The sequence below is a fragment of the Citrobacter sp. CK181 genome, from assembly GCF_030333595.1.
Taxonomy (GTDB): Bacteria; Pseudomonadota; Gammaproteobacteria; order Enterobacterales; family Enterobacteriaceae; genus Citrobacter_B; species Citrobacter_B koseri.
Map to the genome: position 1 here is coordinate 131,236 of NZ_JAOWFN010000006.1, position 14,227 is coordinate 145,462.

General features: G+C 53.2%; 14 protein-coding genes. 5 read left to right on the forward strand and 9 right to left on the reverse strand.

What is annotated here, in order from left to right:
• Nucleotides 1–7 precede the first annotated feature (7 nt).
• From ftsL to leuO, 7 genes are all read right to left on the reverse strand, one after another.
• On the reverse strand, nt 8–373 hold the full coding sequence (ftsL, locus tag OGW17_RS01160; RefSeq protein WP_012134079.1) for a cell division protein FtsL: 366 nt from the start codon (nt 371–373) through the stop codon (nt 8–10).
• Nucleotides 370–1,311, reverse strand: a complete 942-nt coding sequence (rsmH, locus tag OGW17_RS01165; protein ID WP_071257639.1) for a 16S rRNA (cytosine(1402)-N(4))-methyltransferase RsmH — start codon at nt 1,309–1,311, stop codon at nt 370–372. Before rsmH ends, ftsL begins: the two co-directional genes overlap by 4 nt.
• 2 nt (nt 1,312–1,313) lie before the next feature.
• Nucleotides 1,314–1,772, reverse strand: coding sequence for a division/cell wall cluster transcriptional repressor MraZ (gene mraZ / locus OGW17_RS01170; RefSeq protein ID WP_012134081.1), 459 nt, complete (start codon nt 1,770–1,772; stop codon nt 1,314–1,316).
• A 643-nt stretch (nt 1,773–2,415) separates the two neighbouring features.
• A complete protein-coding gene (gene cra / locus OGW17_RS01175) occupies nt 2,416–3,420 on the reverse strand; it encodes a catabolite repressor/activator (protein ID WP_024130712.1) in 1,005 nt (334 codons plus the stop codon).
• Between the two features lie 265 nt (nt 3,421–3,685).
• Nucleotides 3,686–4,177: an acetolactate synthase small subunit gene (gene ilvN / locus OGW17_RS01180; protein WP_003829566.1), complete on the reverse strand. Its 492-nt coding sequence runs from the start codon at nt 4,175–4,177 to the stop codon at nt 3,686–3,688.
• Between the two features lie 2 nt (nt 4,178–4,179).
• A complete protein-coding gene (gene ilvI / locus OGW17_RS01185) occupies nt 4,180–5,904 on the reverse strand; it encodes an acetolactate synthase 3 large subunit (RefSeq protein ID WP_081353151.1) in 1,725 nt (574 codons plus the stop codon).
• 318 nt (nt 5,905–6,222) lie between these two features.
• A complete protein-coding gene (leuO, locus tag OGW17_RS01190) occupies nt 6,223–7,167 on the reverse strand; it encodes a transcriptional regulator LeuO (RefSeq protein ID WP_012134089.1) in 945 nt (314 codons plus the stop codon).
• Nucleotides 7,168–7,826: 659 nt separating this feature from the next.
• On the opposite strand from leuO, the gene leuL reads away from it, so the two are divergent.
• The 5 genes from leuL to leuD all read left to right on the forward strand — a co-directional run bounded on the left by leuL (nt 7,827) and on the right by leuD (nt 12,682).
• A complete protein-coding gene (leuL, locus tag OGW17_RS21570; RefSeq protein ID WP_114647536.1) occupies nt 7,827–7,910 on the forward strand; it encodes a leu operon leader peptide in 84 nt (27 codons plus the stop codon).
• A 90-nt stretch (nt 7,911–8,000) separates the two neighbouring features.
• The gene (gene leuA / locus OGW17_RS01195) at nt 8,001–9,572 is read left to right on the forward strand and encodes a 2-isopropylmalate synthase (RefSeq protein WP_012134091.1); all 1,572 of its coding nucleotides are present in this window, start codon (nt 8,001–8,003) and stop codon (nt 9,570–9,572) included.
• Nucleotides 9,572–10,663, forward strand: coding sequence for a 3-isopropylmalate dehydrogenase (leuB, locus tag OGW17_RS01200; RefSeq protein ID WP_012134092.1), 1,092 nt, complete (start codon nt 9,572–9,574; stop codon nt 10,661–10,663). The genes leuA and leuB overlap by 1 nt, the downstream gene beginning before the upstream one ends.
• 2 nt (nt 10,664–10,665) lie before the next feature.
• Nucleotides 10,666–12,066 carry a 3-isopropylmalate dehydratase large subunit gene (leuC, locus tag OGW17_RS01205; protein WP_012134093.1) on the forward strand — a complete coding sequence of 467 codons (1,401 nt, stop codon included), beginning with the start codon at nt 10,666–10,668 and terminating at the stop codon, nt 12,064–12,066.
• A gap of 10 nt (nt 12,067–12,076) precedes the next feature.
• On the forward strand, nt 12,077–12,682 hold the full coding sequence (gene leuD, locus OGW17_RS01210; RefSeq protein WP_049008518.1) for a 3-isopropylmalate dehydratase small subunit: 606 nt from the start codon (nt 12,077–12,079) through the stop codon (nt 12,680–12,682).
• Nucleotides 12,683–12,771: 89 nt separating this feature from the next.
• Here leuD and OGW17_RS01215 read toward each other — a convergent pair whose 3' ends face one another.
• Complete coding sequence (locus tag OGW17_RS01215) at nt 12,772–13,950, reverse strand: sugar efflux transporter (protein ID WP_071257555.1); 1,179 nt, start codon at nt 13,948–13,950, stop codon at nt 12,772–12,774.
• A gap of 122 nt (nt 13,951–14,072) precedes the next feature.
• Nucleotides 14,073–14,195 (reverse strand): glucose uptake inhibitor SgrT, encoded by a 123-nt coding sequence (gene sgrT / locus OGW17_RS01220; protein ID WP_024130713.1) that lies wholly within the window; start codon nt 14,193–14,195, stop codon nt 14,073–14,075.
• Between the last annotated feature and the right edge of the window lie 32 nt (nt 14,196–14,227).

A 14,227-nucleotide genomic window follows, 5' to 3' on the forward strand; every position in this document is an offset into this window, starting at 1 on the left:
TTTATCCTTATTTTTGCACTACGATATTTTCTTGTGAGGGATCGACATGCTGCATCTGCAACTTTTCCGTTGCGATCCGTTCTACCCGGCTATGATCGCCGAGCGCGTTTTCTTCAAGAATCAGGTTGCGCCATTCGATATCCAGCGCATCACGCTCCAGCACCAGTTGCTCGCGCTGTGCGGTTAACAGGCGCGTATGGTGCGCCGTTGTCACGACGGTGACCGCCGTTAAAATGATGCAAATGAACAGGCAGAGTGGCAGCTTCCCAAATCGCAAAAGATCGTCACCGATCACGCCAGGCAAAGCATGGCGATTGGTGATTCCCGTCGATCCCTTCACTTTGCTCAGGGCTTCTGTCACTCTGCTGATCATGCGTTCGTCCTCTCTGCAATACGCAGAACTGAACTACGGGCGCGTGGATTTTCCGCCACTTCTTCTTCGCCCGGCATCAACTTGCCTAATGCTCTTAGCTCACGACCGCCCAGTTTTTTGAGCTGCTCTTCCGTCATCGGCAACCCTGCTGGAACCTGTGGACCGCGGCTTTGCTCACGCATAAAGCGCTTCACAATACGGTCTTCCAGCGAGTGGAAACTGATAATGGAAAGCCGCCCACCCGGGGCCAGCACGCTGAGCGAGCTTTTTAGCGCCTGCTCTATCTCCTCCAGTTCACTGTTCACCCAAATGCGCACCGCCTGGAAGGTACGGGTCGCGGGATGTTTGAATTTGTCCTTCACCGGCGTCGCCGCTGCGACCACTTCCGCCAGTTCTTTGGTGCGGGTCATGGGCTGTTCGCGGTTGCGCTCCACAATGGCGTGGGCAATACGTTTCGCAAAACGCTCTTCGCCAAAGGTTTTCAGCACCCAGGCAATATCGGCTTCTTCCGCGGTTTGCAGCCATTCTGCGGCAGACTGACCGCGCGTTGGGTCCATACGCATATCCAGCGGGCCATCGCGCATAAAAGAAAAACCACGTTCAGCATCATCGAGTTGCGGTGAAGAGACGCCAAGATCAAGGAGAATCCCGTCGATCTTGCCGATAAGTTCGCGCTCACTTACATAATCAGCAAGCGCAGAGAAAGGTCCATGAATGATGGAGAAGCGAGGATCATTGATGGACTGGGCTTCGGCAATAGCCTGCGGATCGCGATCGATCGCCAGCAAACGTCCCTCTTCGCCAAGCCGGGAGAGGATCAGACGTGAGTGGCCACCGCGACCAAATGTCCCATCAATGTAGATGCCGTCAGGGCGAATGTTCAGACCGTTTACGGCCTCGTCCAGCAGCACCGTAGTGTGTTTAAAATTTTCCATCATCATTATAGAGACAAGTCCTGCAGTCGTTCCGACAAGGTTTCGGTTACTGACTGCTCAGCGTCGATATCTTCCTTGACCTGTTGATACCAGGTCGTTTCATCCCACAGTTCAAACTTATTGAACTGTCCAACCAGCATCACTTCTTTCGTCAGCCCGGCATGTTGCCGCAGAATCGGCGCGATCAATAAGCGACCCGCGCTATCCATCTGACATTCGCTGGCATGCCCCAACAGTAAACGCTGCACGCGGCGCTCAACCGGGTTCATGCTCGACAGACGCGATAATTTTTGCTCGATAATTTCCCATTCAGGCAGGGGGTAAAGCAGCAGGCACGGGTGATGGATGTCAATGGTACAAACCATTTGACCGGTAGCGTTCTCGATCAGTTGATCCCGGTAACGGGTGGGCACAGATAAGCGCCCCTTACTGTCGAGATTGACTAACGTTGCTCCCCGGAACATGCCAGCCTCACCCCTTATTACCACTTTGCCCCACAAATTCCCACTTAAAGGAGTTTACGGAGCGGAGGAAAAGCTTGTCAAGCAAGTCAGGACGCTTACCGGAGTAAAAAACCCAATGTATACGGCTAATATCAGCGTTGATTAAATTCCGTCCAACGAGCGAAGCAAATTAACGTCATGAATATTTGTAAGAAAAAAGATCCAAAAACTCATCACCGTTTAAAACGACTCAATATCATCTGATAAAAATATAAAGTGTCAGTTTGCGACGCGAGCGGCATTTTAGGACAATATGCAGCGAGATAACAGTACCTGTTTATCGCTCTCTACGCCCCGCACCGACAAGCCAGCCGCGACGTGAAGGCCACATCGAAAAAAAGTGTTTGTTAATTCGGCAATTCGTCGCCCGCATGTAACAAAATAATACAAAACGGGTTCAATACGACGTCTCAATAAACCTGAAGTCGGTATCGACAGGTTTAAAATCAGCATATTTGAAAGATAAGTCGGATAATTCTAAGGAATAATCTTAATTATGGTGTGAGTATTGTTGGCAGGTGAATATTTGCCCGGTCAGCGACAACGCCGCCGGGCGATTTGCCAGATGGCGGCATAACCGCCTTATCCGGCATACAGAAATGGACTAACTGCGGCTAAGAATACCGCGGCGGTACAAATTACGTTTGATTCGCGTTAAACCTGGCTTCGGTTTACGCGGCTCATCCAGGCTGGCCAGGACGATCTCCAGGACGCGTTCAGCAACATCACGATGACGCTGTGCGACCGCCAGAACCGGACACTGCAAGAAGTCGAGCAGCTCATTATCGCCAAAGGTGGCGATCGCCAGGTTGGAAGGCAGCTTCCCGTCACGACGTAACGTCACATCCATCACGCCCTGCAAAAGCGCAAACGACGTGGTAAACAGCGCCTGCGGCATCGGGTGAGTTTCCAGCCATTTTTCGAACAGCTGCGCCGCCGCTTCCCGCTCGTAGCTGTTGGCGTACAGATAGTGTACTTCGCGCGGATCGTCTTTCCATGCGGTACGGAACCCCTGCTCGCGCAGGAAACTGACGGACAGCTCCGGCAACGCGCCCAGGTAAAGCACCGTTTCCGCCGGGAATTTACGTAACTCTGCCGCCAGCATTTCCGCATCATCCTGATCCGCCCCGACAACGCTGGTGAAATGCTCGCGATCCAGCGCGCGATCCAGCGCCACGATGGGGAATGAACCATTGGCCCAGCGCTGGTAGAACGGATGCTCCGGCGGTAACGAGGTCGATACAATGATCGCATCCACCTGGCGTTGTAGAAGATGTTCGATACACCGCATTTCGTTATCCGGCTGATCTTCTGAGCAGGCAATCAGCAGTTGATAACCGCGCTGGCGCGCCTGGCGCTCCAGGTAGTTGGCGATACGGGTATAACTCGTGTTCTCCAGATCGGGAATGACCAGTCCGATAGAACGTGTGCGTCCAGCACGCAGCCCGGCGGCCACAGCATTCGGGTGGTAATTATGCTCACGCACCACCGCCATGACTTTCTCGACGGTCTTGTCGCTCACGCGGTATTGCTTTGCTTTTCCGTTAATAACGTAGCTTGCAGTCGTTCGCGATACACCGGCCAGCCGAGCGATTTCATCCAGTTTCACAATTGCCCCTTGCGTAAAATGTACAAACCATAACCATTGTGACGGCATGGGTTAAATTTCTTAACATCTAAGCGCAGAATAGTGACTGCGGCAACCGCTTTTATTCCGGGTTACCACTGATTTCGCAAAAAAAAGCCAACGGGTAGCGTCGGCGGAGGTTGAGACGTCACCTGTAGGCCGGATAAGCATTAGCGCCATCCGGCAGGGTATAATGGCCTGATGACGCTTCGCTTATCAGGCCTACAATTGAAAGACAACACAATGACTAACGCATGATCTTGTCGCCGCGCGAAAGCCCGACGACGCCGGAACGGGCAACTTCAACAATTTTCGCCACTTCACGCAGCGTCGCCAGAAACGCGTCCAGCTTATCGCTGGTGCCTGCCAACTGGACGGTATAAATAGAAGGCGTGACATCAATAATCTGCCCACGGAAAATCTCCGTGTTGCGCTTCACCTCTTCCCTTCCGTATCCGCTGGCCTGAATCTTCACCAGCATGATTTCTCGCTCAACGTGCGCGCCCTGCCCAAGTTCGCTGACGCGCAGAACATCCACCAGCTTGTGCAGTTGCTTTTCAATTTGCTCCAGAACTTTCTCATCGCCAACCGTCTGGATGGTCATACGCGATAACGTCGGATCGTCGGTCGGCGCGACGGTAAGGCTTTCAATGTTGTATCCACGCTGGGCGAAGAGGCCAATCACACGCGACAATGCACCCGACTCGTTTTCCAGCAATACTGATAATATCCGGCGCATAATCAGGTCCTCTCCGTTTTGCTTAACCACATTTCATCCATCCCGCCCCCACGAATCTGCATCGGGTAGACATGCTCACTGCCATCGACGGTGACATCGACAAACACCAGACGATGGTTACGCACATGTTCCAGCGCTTCGCCCAGCTTGCTCTCCAGTTCATCTGGATGATTAATCTGGATACCGATATGCCCATAAGCCTCGGCAAGGCGTACAAAATCGGGCAGCGACTGCATGTAAGACTGGGAGTGGCGCCCGGAGTAGATCATGTCCTGCCACTGTTTCACCATCCCCAGATAGCGGTTATTCAGGTTGAGCACCAGTACCGGCAGTTCATATTGCAGCGCCGTCGACAGCTCCTGGATGTTCATCTGAATGCTGCCATCTCCCGTGACGCACACCACCGTTTCATCCGGCAGCGCCATCTTCACGCCCAGAGCCGCTGGCAGGCCAAAGCCCATCGTGCCGAGACCGCCGGAGTTAATCCAGCGACGCGGCTTATCAAAGGGGTAGTAGAGCGCGGCGAACATCTGGTGCTGGCCGACATCAGAAGTGACATACGCATCGCCTTTCGTCAGACGCCAGATAGCCTCGATCACCGCCTGCGGTTTAATGCTCTCGCTTTGGGTGTCATATTTCAGGCACTGACGGGCGCGCCAGCGTTCAATGTGTTGCCACCAGTCTCGAATATCATCCAGCGGCTGCTGCGCGACTTCCTGCGGCAGTAATTCCAGCATTTGCTCCAGAACCAGGCGCGCATCGCCCACAATAGGAATATCCGCCGTCACGGTTTTAGAGATAGACGTCGGATCGATATCGATATGCAGCACGGTCGCATTCGGGCAGTATTTCGCCAGATTATTGGTCGTGCGATCGTCAAAACGCACCCCGACGGCAAAAATCACATCAGAATGATGCATGGCCATATTGGCTTCATAGGTGCCGTGCATCCCCAGCATCCCTAACGACTGACGATGCGTGGCCGGGAATGCGCCCAGCCCCATCAGCGACGAGACGACCGGCAGGTTGAGCGCTTCAATGGTTTGCCGCAGTTGTTCATGACAACCCGCATTCACTGCACCGCCGCCGACATAGACCACCGGTTTTTTTGCCGCCGCCAGCGTTTGCAGCGCGCGCTTAATCTGCCCTTTATGCCCTGTCGTGGTCGGGTTATAAGAGCGCATACTGACCGACTCCGGCCAGACGTAAGGCAACTTTTTCGCCGGATTCAGAATATCTTTCGGGAGGTCCACGACCACGGGTCCAGGACGCCCGCTTGCCGCCAGCCAGAACGCTTTTTTCAGCACCTGCGGGATGTCTTCCGTCTGTTTAACGAGGAAGCTGTGTTTCACCACCGGACGTGATATCCCCACCATGTCGCATTCCTGAAAGGCGTCATAGCCAATCAACGACGTCGCCACTTGCCCGGAAAGGATGACCAGAGGAATGGAGTCCATATAGGCCGTAGCAATACCGGTAATCGCATTCGTAGCGCCTGGCCCGGAAGTGACCAGAACGACCCCGACTTCACCTGTTGCCCGCGCCAGACCATCCGCCATATGCACAGCCGCTTGTTCATGACGGACAAGCACATGATCGATACCACCGACCGTGTGCAGCGCATCATAAATATCGAGGACCGCGCCCCCGGGATAACCGAATACCTGCTTCACGCCCTGATCGATGAGCGATCGGACGACCATCTCGGCTCCAGACAACATCTCCATGGCTTGCTCCACTATTATGATGATTTACCTTTTGCTAACACATTAACTGCTCACCATGACGCAGGCAATTCAGGCTGATGTCGTCGTTCGAAGATAAATAAGAATAAATGAGATGAAAGCGCAGAAGAAACGGCGAATTACACCAGGATAAGCAGATGTGATGATAAATAATCGCTTAAAAATGGGGACTTACAGCAATATCGCCATTTTTTGCGATATGCGTAAAGCGCCTGGATGCACAATTCAGTATAAAATTTCACACACAGACGAAAAAGCAGAATAAACCAGATATTTCACTCTGATTTATTCCGCCCGTATTCACTTTTGACAGACAGAAACCAATAACTCTTCCATCCATTGATGACCCTTATCCCGACCCGCGGCATCATGCCAGGAAAGATAACAGGTTCGGCTATTCAGTTTTAAAGGCAACGGTAATATCTGTAACGCTAATGACTCAGCAAATTCATCGGCTAACCAACGCGGCGCAACTGCCACCAGTTGCGTTTGAGAGACAACATTAAGCACGCTGATCAACGCCATTCCCTGATAAGCAATGCAGCTTTGTCTGTCTGGCGTGTCATACCACGGCTGGCTAAATGAGGCATAGCGATCGAGTGAAACGACCGCATGTTGTTCATTATAAACATCGCTCTCCAGCAACGGACCGCTGATACGCGGATGTTTTCTGCTGGCGACCAGCACCATTTCATCTTTAAATAACGATACGCTGGTAAACTCAGGACGGCGAAACTCTTCATACCCAATAACAAATTCCGTTTCCTGATAACGCAGCTGATGTTCCGTATTTTGATTTAACGATGATTTAAAAACGACATGAATATTCGGCGCAATCTTTTCAACGCGATTATAAATAAGCGACGTCAGAATATTATCCAGCGGGCTGCACACGCAAAGATGGAATACACGCTCGCTGCTGGCGGGTTCAAAACCTGAACCGGGCAACTCATTTTGCACCAACTGTAACGCCTGGCGAACGGAACCAAATAGCTGATAAGCGCGCGCCGTTGGCTGGATACCGCGTCCGTACCGGACAAACAGCTCGTCATTAAACATGACTTTCAGACGCGCCACCGCATTACTGACGGCAGGCTGCGACATCCCCAGGGAGTGAGCCGCCCGCGTGATATTCTGCTCTTGCATCACGGCGTCAAAGACGGTCAGTAAATTCAGATCAACCATACGAAGCTGAGGCTTAACCATTTCTATCGGATGCGGTTTATCTATTTCTATCTCTGGCATAGTTAACTCCACTGTCACACTAAACTCCCTTTTTCTTGACGAAATGCAGAAATAATCTCAGGAAATATGATTTATCATGCATATAAAATAAGAAAAAGAGAAAACATAAAAATTAGGAAAACATAAAGGCATCGTTCAGGAAAAGGCGAAAGCCCATGCCAGTACAATACGGCAGAGGCCACAGCACGATGAATCATAATGTTTAAATTACAAAAGCAATATAAACATAAGCGTGGCGAATACACAATCATGCTTTTGGTGAATAATAAATTAAGTTTTAATTAATTGTTTATATTAGTTGTGCTTTTACTCTTAACAATAATTTATCAATAACGTGTGCAACGGATTCATTAATTTATTCACGAAAGATATAAAAATAAATAAAATCAAAAAGATAAGTACGACCTTTGCAATACCTTTACCCCCCTTTCAGCTTGCTGTAGTTGCAAATAAACATGCTCAAATATGTCAAACAGTGAAAAGTATGTACGCACCTCCTGTCGATTTATTTTGCATTCGCCTGAAAGTTCAGCACAATTAGCTAAAGTACAGAACGCAAGATCCCCTCTGCATGGGAGGGTTTATCTGCAACAGGGTTGACATCGCGCAGCGTATCCAGTACCACTAAAAGCATATCGCATTCATCTGGAGTTGATTTAATGATTCGTATCGCTCGCTTTAACGGTCTACTACTAAACGCATCTTCGTTGCGCGGTAGACTGGTGAGCGACATTCAGCATTAAGTCAGCATCAGTAAGATTAAAAACCCGCGCCGTTGCGCGGGTTTTTTTATGCTCGAAGCAAGGCGCCCTAAAGAGACAAGGACCTAAACCATGAGCCAGCAAGTCATTATTTTCGATACCACTTTACGCGACGGTGAACAGGCGTTACAGGCTAGCCTGAGTGTGAAAGAAAAGCTGCAAATTGCCCTGGCCCTTGAACGTATGGGCGTCGATGTGATGGAAGTGGGTTTTCCCGTCTCTTCACCTGGCGATTTTGAGTCGGTACAGACTATCGCCCGCCAGGTCAAAAACAGCCGCGTTTGCGCGTTAGCCCGCTGCGTGGAAAAAGACATCGACGTCGCGGCAGAATCACTGAAGGTCGCGGATGCTTTTCGCATCCATACCTTTATCGCCACCTCGCCGATGCATATCGCCACCAAGCTGCGCAGCACGCTGGATGAAGTGATTGAGCGTGCTATCTATATGGTTAAGCGTGCGCGTAATTACACTGATGACGTGGAGTTCTCATGCGAAGACGCAGGTCGTACCCCGATTGACGATCTCGCTCGCGTCGTGGAAGCGGCGATCAATGCGGGCGCGAAAACAATCAACATTCCCGATACCGTGGGCTACACCATGCCCTTCGAGTTCGGCGGTATTATTTCCGGGCTGTATGAGCGCGTACCGAATATCGACAAGGCCATCATCTCCGTACATACCCATGATGATTTAGGTCTGGGCGTCGGCAACGCGCTGGCGGCCGTCCACGCGGGCGCACGTCAGGTTGAAGGCGCCATGAACGGTATCGGCGAACGTGCCGGTAACTGCTCGCTGGAAGAAGTCATCATGGCGATCAAGGTACGCCAGGACATTCTGAATGTGCATACCCGCATCAATCACCAGGAGATCTGGCGCACCAGCCAGTTGGTCAGTCAGATCTGCAACATGCCAATCCCGGCGAACAAAGCGATTGTCGGCAGCGGCGCGTTCGCCCACTCTTCCGGCATTCACCAGGACGGCGTGCTGAAAAACCGTGAAAACTACGAAATCATGACGCCAGAGTCTATCGGCCTGAACCAGATCCAGTTGAACCTGACCTCTCGCTCCGGGCGTGCTGCCGTAAAACACCGTATGGACGAGATGGGCTATAAAGAAAGTGAATACAATCTGGATAACCTGTACGACGCTTTCCTGAAGCTGGCGGATAAAAAAGGTCAGGTATTCGATTACGACCTGGAGGCGCTGGCCTTCATCAATAAACAACAGGAAGAGCCAGAGCATTTCCGTCTGGACTATTTCAGCGTGCAGTCCGGCTCTAACGATATCGCCACGGCCTCCGTCAAACTGGCCTGCGGCGACGACATCAAAGCGGAAGCCGCGAACGGCAACGGCCCGGTCGATGCCATTTACCAGGCCATCAACCGCATCACCGATTACAACATCGAACTGGTGAAATACAGCCTGTCGGCGAAAGGCCACGGCAAAGATGCGCTGGGCCAGGTGGATATCGTCGCCAACTATAACGGCCGTCGCTTCCACGGGGTCGGTCTGGCGACCGATATCGTCGAATCCTCCGCGAAAGCGATGGTGCATGTCCTGAACAACATCTGGCGTGCCGCCGAAGTCGAAAAAGAATTGCAACGCAAAGCTCAGAATAAAGAGAACAATAAGGAAACCGTGTGATGTCGAAGAATTACCATATTGCTGTTTTGCCGGGTGACGGTATTGGCCCGGAAGTGATGGCGCAAGCCCTGAAAGTCCTGGAAGCCGTTCGCAGTCGTTTTGCCATGCGCATTACCACCAGCCATTACGATGTCGGCGGCGCCGCTATCGACAACCACGGTCAACCGCTGCCGAAAGCGACCGTTGAAGGCTGTGAACAGGCGGATGCCATTCTGTTTGGCTCCGTCGGCGGCCCGAAATGGGAAAATCTGCCGCCGGACAGCCAACCGGAACGCGGCGCACTGCTGCCGCTGCGTAAACACTTCAAATTGTTCAGCAACCTGCGTCCGGCAAAGCTGTACCAGGGGCTGGAAGCCTTCTGCCCGCTGCGCGCCGACATCGCGGCCAACGGTTTCGACATCCTGTGCGTGCGTGAATTAACCGGCGGGATCTATTTTGGTCAGCCGAAAGGCCGCGAAGGCAGCGGGCAACATGAAAAAGCCTTCGATACCGAGGTGTATCACCGTTTTGAAATCGAACGTATTGCGCGCATCGCCTTCGAATCGGCGCGTAAACGTCGCCGTAAGGTTACGTCAATCGACAAAGCCAACGTCCTGCAAACGTCCATTTTGTGGCGCGAGATCGTCAATGAGGTCGCCAAAGCGTACCCGGATGTCGAACTGGCGCACATGTACATCGACAATGCCACGATGCAGTTGATTAAAGATCCCTCTCAGTTTGACGTGCTGCTGTGCTCCAACCTGTTTGGCGACATTCTGTCTGACGAATGCGCGATGATCACCGGCTCAATGGGGATGTTGCCTTCCGCCAGCCTGAACGAGCAGGGTTTCGGCCTGTATGAACCGGCGGGCGGTTCTGCGCCGGATATCGCCGGGAAAAACATCGCCAACCCGATCGCGCAGATCCTGTCGCTGGCGTTGCTGCTGCGTTACAGCCTGGATGCTGACGATGCGGCAACGGCCATTGAAAGCGCTATTAACCGCGCATTAGAAGAAGGTATTCGCACCGGTGATTTAGCCCGTGGCGCTGCCGCTGTCAGTACTGATGAGATGGGCGACATCATTGCCCGTTATGTCGCCGAAGGGGTGTAATCATGGCTAAAACGTTGTATGAAAAATTGTTCGATGCGCATGTGGTTTATGAGGCGCAGAACGAAACCCCGCTGCTGTACATCGACAGGCATCTGGTGCATGAAGTGACCTCTCCGCAGGCGTTTGACGGCCTGCGCGCCCACGGCCGCCCGGTTCGCCAGCCCGGTAAAACCTTCGCGACGATGGACCATAACGTCTCTACGCAAACCAAAGACATCAACGCCTCTGGCGAGATGGCGCGGATTCAGATGCAGGAGTTGATCAAAAACTGCAAAGCGTTCGGCGTGGAGCTGTATGACCTGAACCACCCGTATCAGGGGATCGTCCACGTAATGGGGCCGGAACAGGGCGTGACCTTACCGGGGATGACCATTGTTTGCGGCGATTCCCATACCGCCACGCACGGCGCATTCGGCGCGCTGGCGTTTGGCATCGGCACCTCCGAAGTTGAACACGTTCTGGCGACGCAGACCCTGAAACAGGGCCGCGCAAAAACCATGAAGATTGAGGTGAAAGGCACGGCTGCGCCGGGCATTACGGCGAAAGATATCGTGCTGGCGATTATCGGTAAAACCGGCAGCGCGGGCGGTACGGGCCATGTGGTCGAGTTCTGCGGCGAAGCCATTCGCAATCTGAGCATGGAAGGTCGTATGACCCTGTGCAACATGGCGATCGAGATGGGCGCCAAAGCCGGTCTGGTCGCGCCGGATGACACCACCTTCAACTACGTAAAAGGGCGTCTGCACGCCCCGAAAGGCAGCGATTTTGACGATGCCGTCGCATACTGGAAAACCCTGAAAACCGACGACGGCGCAACGTTCGATACCGTCGTGACCCTGCAAGCGGAAGACATTGCGCCGCAGGTTACCTGGGGAACCAACCCGGGTCAGGTTATCTCCGTCAACGACAATATCCCCGATCCGGCCTCGTTTGCCGATCCTGTCGAGCGCGCAAGCGCCGAAAAGGCGCTGGCCTATATGGGGCTGAAACCGGGCATTCCGTTAACCGACGTGGCGATCGACAAAGTGTTTATCGGTTCCTGCACCAACTCGCGTATTGAAGATTTACGCGCGGCGGCGGAAATCGCCAAAGGGCGTAAAGTTGCACCGGGCGTTCAGGCTCTGGTGGTTCCCGGCTCCGGCCCGGTAAAAGCGCAGGCAGAGGCGGAAGGTCTGGATAAGATCTTTATCGAAGCCGGTTTTGAATGGCGTTTACCAGGCTGTTCCATGTGCCTGGCGATGAACAACGACCGTCTGAATCCGGGCGAGCGCTGCGCCTCCACCAGCAACCGTAACTTTGAAGGTCGTCAGGGGCGCGGCGGACGCACGCATCTGGTTAGCCCGGCGATGGCTGCCGCTGCCGCCGTCACCGGTCATTTCGCCGATATTCGCAGCATCAAATAAGGAGCACACCATGGCAGAGAAATTTACCCAACACACCGGCCTGGTCGTCCCGCTGGATGCTGCTAACGTCGATACCGACGCGATTATACCGAAACAGTTTTTACAGAAAGTCACCCGCACCGGTTTTGGCGCGCATCTGTTCAATGACTGGCGTTTTCTGGATGAAAAGGGTCAGCAGCCGAACCCGGAGTTCGTGCTGAACTTCCCGGAATATAAAGGCGCATCGATTCTGCTGGCGCGGGAAAACTTCGGCTGCGGTTCATCGCGCGAGCACGCGCCGTGGGCGCTGACCGATTACGGCTTTAAAGTGGTCATCGCGCCGAGCTTCGCGGATATCTTCTATGGCAACAGCTTTAACAACCAGCTGCTGCCGGTGAAACTGAGCGATGAAGAGGTCGATGAACTGTTCGCCCTGGTGAAAGCCAATCCGGGGATTAAATTTGAAGTGGATCTGGAAGCGCAGGTAGTAAAAGCGGGCGATAAGTCCTACAGCTTTAAAATCGACGACTTCCGCCGCCACTGCATGTTGAACGGTCTGGACAGCATCGGCCTGACGTTGCAACACGAAAGCGCAATTGCGGCATACGAAGAGAAACAACCGTCGTTTATGCGCTGATTCTCAGCATACCTGCCGGATAGCACTTCGTTTATCCGGCCTGCCACTCTGTGTAGGCCGGATAAGGCGAAGCCGTCATCCGGCATTTTTTACACATCCTTCACCCGCCCGGTCATCACCAGCGCCACCAGCGAAATCGCCGCTATCACCCAGTAAACAGCGAAATGCCCGTAGCTTTGCGCGACCGCGCCCTGAATCACCCCGGCCAGAATCACTCCCGTGGAGATACTGTTGGTAAACAGCGTGGTGGCTGAACCGGCGCGGCCAGGCATTAAATCCTGAAACCACAACATGCCAATCCCCGCCACAATGCCGATAAACACCGCGTTAAACAGTTGCAGGATAAGCAACGCCGTCTGGCTGTGAAAGAAAATCAGGCCGAGATAAAACAGTACCCCCGCAGCCACGGCGATAACCATCATCCGCCGCTTACCGAAGCGCTTCACCGAGTAGCCAGCCAGAATCATCGCCGGGATCTCCAGACCTGCTGCGGTTCCCATCAATATTCCGGCCAGTTTATCCGGTAAACCCAGCTCAAGGCTTATCCATAGCGGCATATCAATGATGTACATGGTGTTGCAGGTCCACATCAGCGTGGAGGCGATAAACAGCATACGGACGTTTTTATCCTGCCAGCCGCCCGCCTCCGTGACCGGAACATCGGCAGGCTGCTCAACGCGCGCCACCGAGGGCAGAATAAAAGCAATCAACACCAGGCTGATGGCGAATATGCCGGCGGCAATGGAAAACATCGCCGTGAAGCCATAGTTCAGCGCCAGCATAAAAGCCAGCGGCGGGCCAATCACCCATGCCAGTGAAAGCTGCGCACGCATTACCGAGCTGAACATCACCACTTCACGCGCGGAGTTATCGGCATATTCCCGCGCCAACGCAAATAGCTGCGGCATGGCGGTATTGGCCAGCGACGCGAATAACACGCCGCAGGTGATCAGGGTGAGATAATGGCGATTGAAGGCGAACAGTAGCGCGTTGCCAATCGCCATCAGGCAGCAGAACATAATCAGCTTACGGCGATCGCCTTTACTGTCCGAGCGTTTTGCTAATGCAAGGCTGACCAGAATCCCGGCAATCGCGTTGACCGTGTAAAAAAGGCCGACCCAGAACGGCTGCGCACCGACTTCACGACTCAAAAACAGGCTCAGCGTCGGTGCCTGTAACGCTCCCGCCACGCCCATCATAAAGGCAACCAGCATGAAAGCGGCATAAACACCGTTGAGGCGCCGTCCCATCGTCATTAACCAGAGCATACTTTCCCTTTTTATGGCTAAACGCAGCCGAAACGAAAAAAGCCAGCAGGAATTATCTGCTGGCGCGGCGATAAACACCAATACTCAGTCACACATGATGTCTGCAATTCGGAAATCCGAGGTCAGGCAGTCACCTCCCACTGCATCAGTTCTTCAAGCATCTTTAAGCGCTGCGGCGCGCTCGGACAAGCCAACCAGGACAACCCTTCTGTCGCGGTAAAGTACTTCAAATAAAACTGACGCATCGAAGACCTCTCCATATTGCTTCATCGGAATC

Bases quoted from the DNA above. Each gene is read 5' to 3' on its own strand.
- ftsL (WP_012134079.1), bottom strand. From the start codon at position 373: ATGATCAGCAGAGTGACAGAAGCCCTGAGCAAAGTGAAGGGATCGACG.
- rsmH (WP_071257639.1), bottom strand. From the start codon at position 1,311: ATGATGGAAAATTTTAAACACACTACGGTGCTGCTGGACGAGGCCGTA.
- mraZ (WP_012134081.1), bottom strand. From the start codon at position 1,772: ATGTTCCGGGGAGCAACGTTAGTCAATCTCGACAGTAAGGGGCGCTTA.
- ilvN (WP_003829566.1), bottom strand. From the start codon at position 4,177: ATGCGCCGGATATTATCAGTATTGCTGGAAAACGAGTCGGGTGCATTG.
- ilvI (WP_081353151.1), bottom strand. From the start codon at position 5,904: ATGGAGATGTTGTCTGGAGCCGAGATGGTCGTCCGATCGCTCATCGAT.
- leuO (WP_012134089.1), bottom strand. From the start codon at position 7,167: ATGCCAGAGATAGAAATAGATAAACCGCATCCGATAGAAATGGTTAAG.
- leuL (WP_114647536.1), top strand. From the start codon at position 7,827: ATGATTCGTATCGCTCGCTTTAACGGTCTACTACTAAACGCATCTTCG.
- leuA (WP_012134091.1), top strand. From the start codon at position 8,001: ATGAGCCAGCAAGTCATTATTTTCGATACCACTTTACGCGACGGTGAA.
- leuB (WP_012134092.1), top strand. From the start codon at position 9,572: ATGTCGAAGAATTACCATATTGCTGTTTTGCCGGGTGACGGTATTGGC.
- leuC (WP_012134093.1), top strand. From the start codon at position 10,666: ATGGCTAAAACGTTGTATGAAAAATTGTTCGATGCGCATGTGGTTTAT.
- leuD (WP_049008518.1), top strand. From the start codon at position 12,077: ATGGCAGAGAAATTTACCCAACACACCGGCCTGGTCGTCCCGCTGGAT.
- OGW17_RS01215 (WP_071257555.1), bottom strand. From the start codon at position 13,950: ATGCTCTGGTTAATGACGATGGGACGGCGCCTCAACGGTGTTTATGCC.
- sgrT (WP_024130713.1), bottom strand. From the start codon at position 14,195: ATGCGTCAGTTTTATTTGAAGTACTTTACCGCGACAGAAGGGTTGTCC.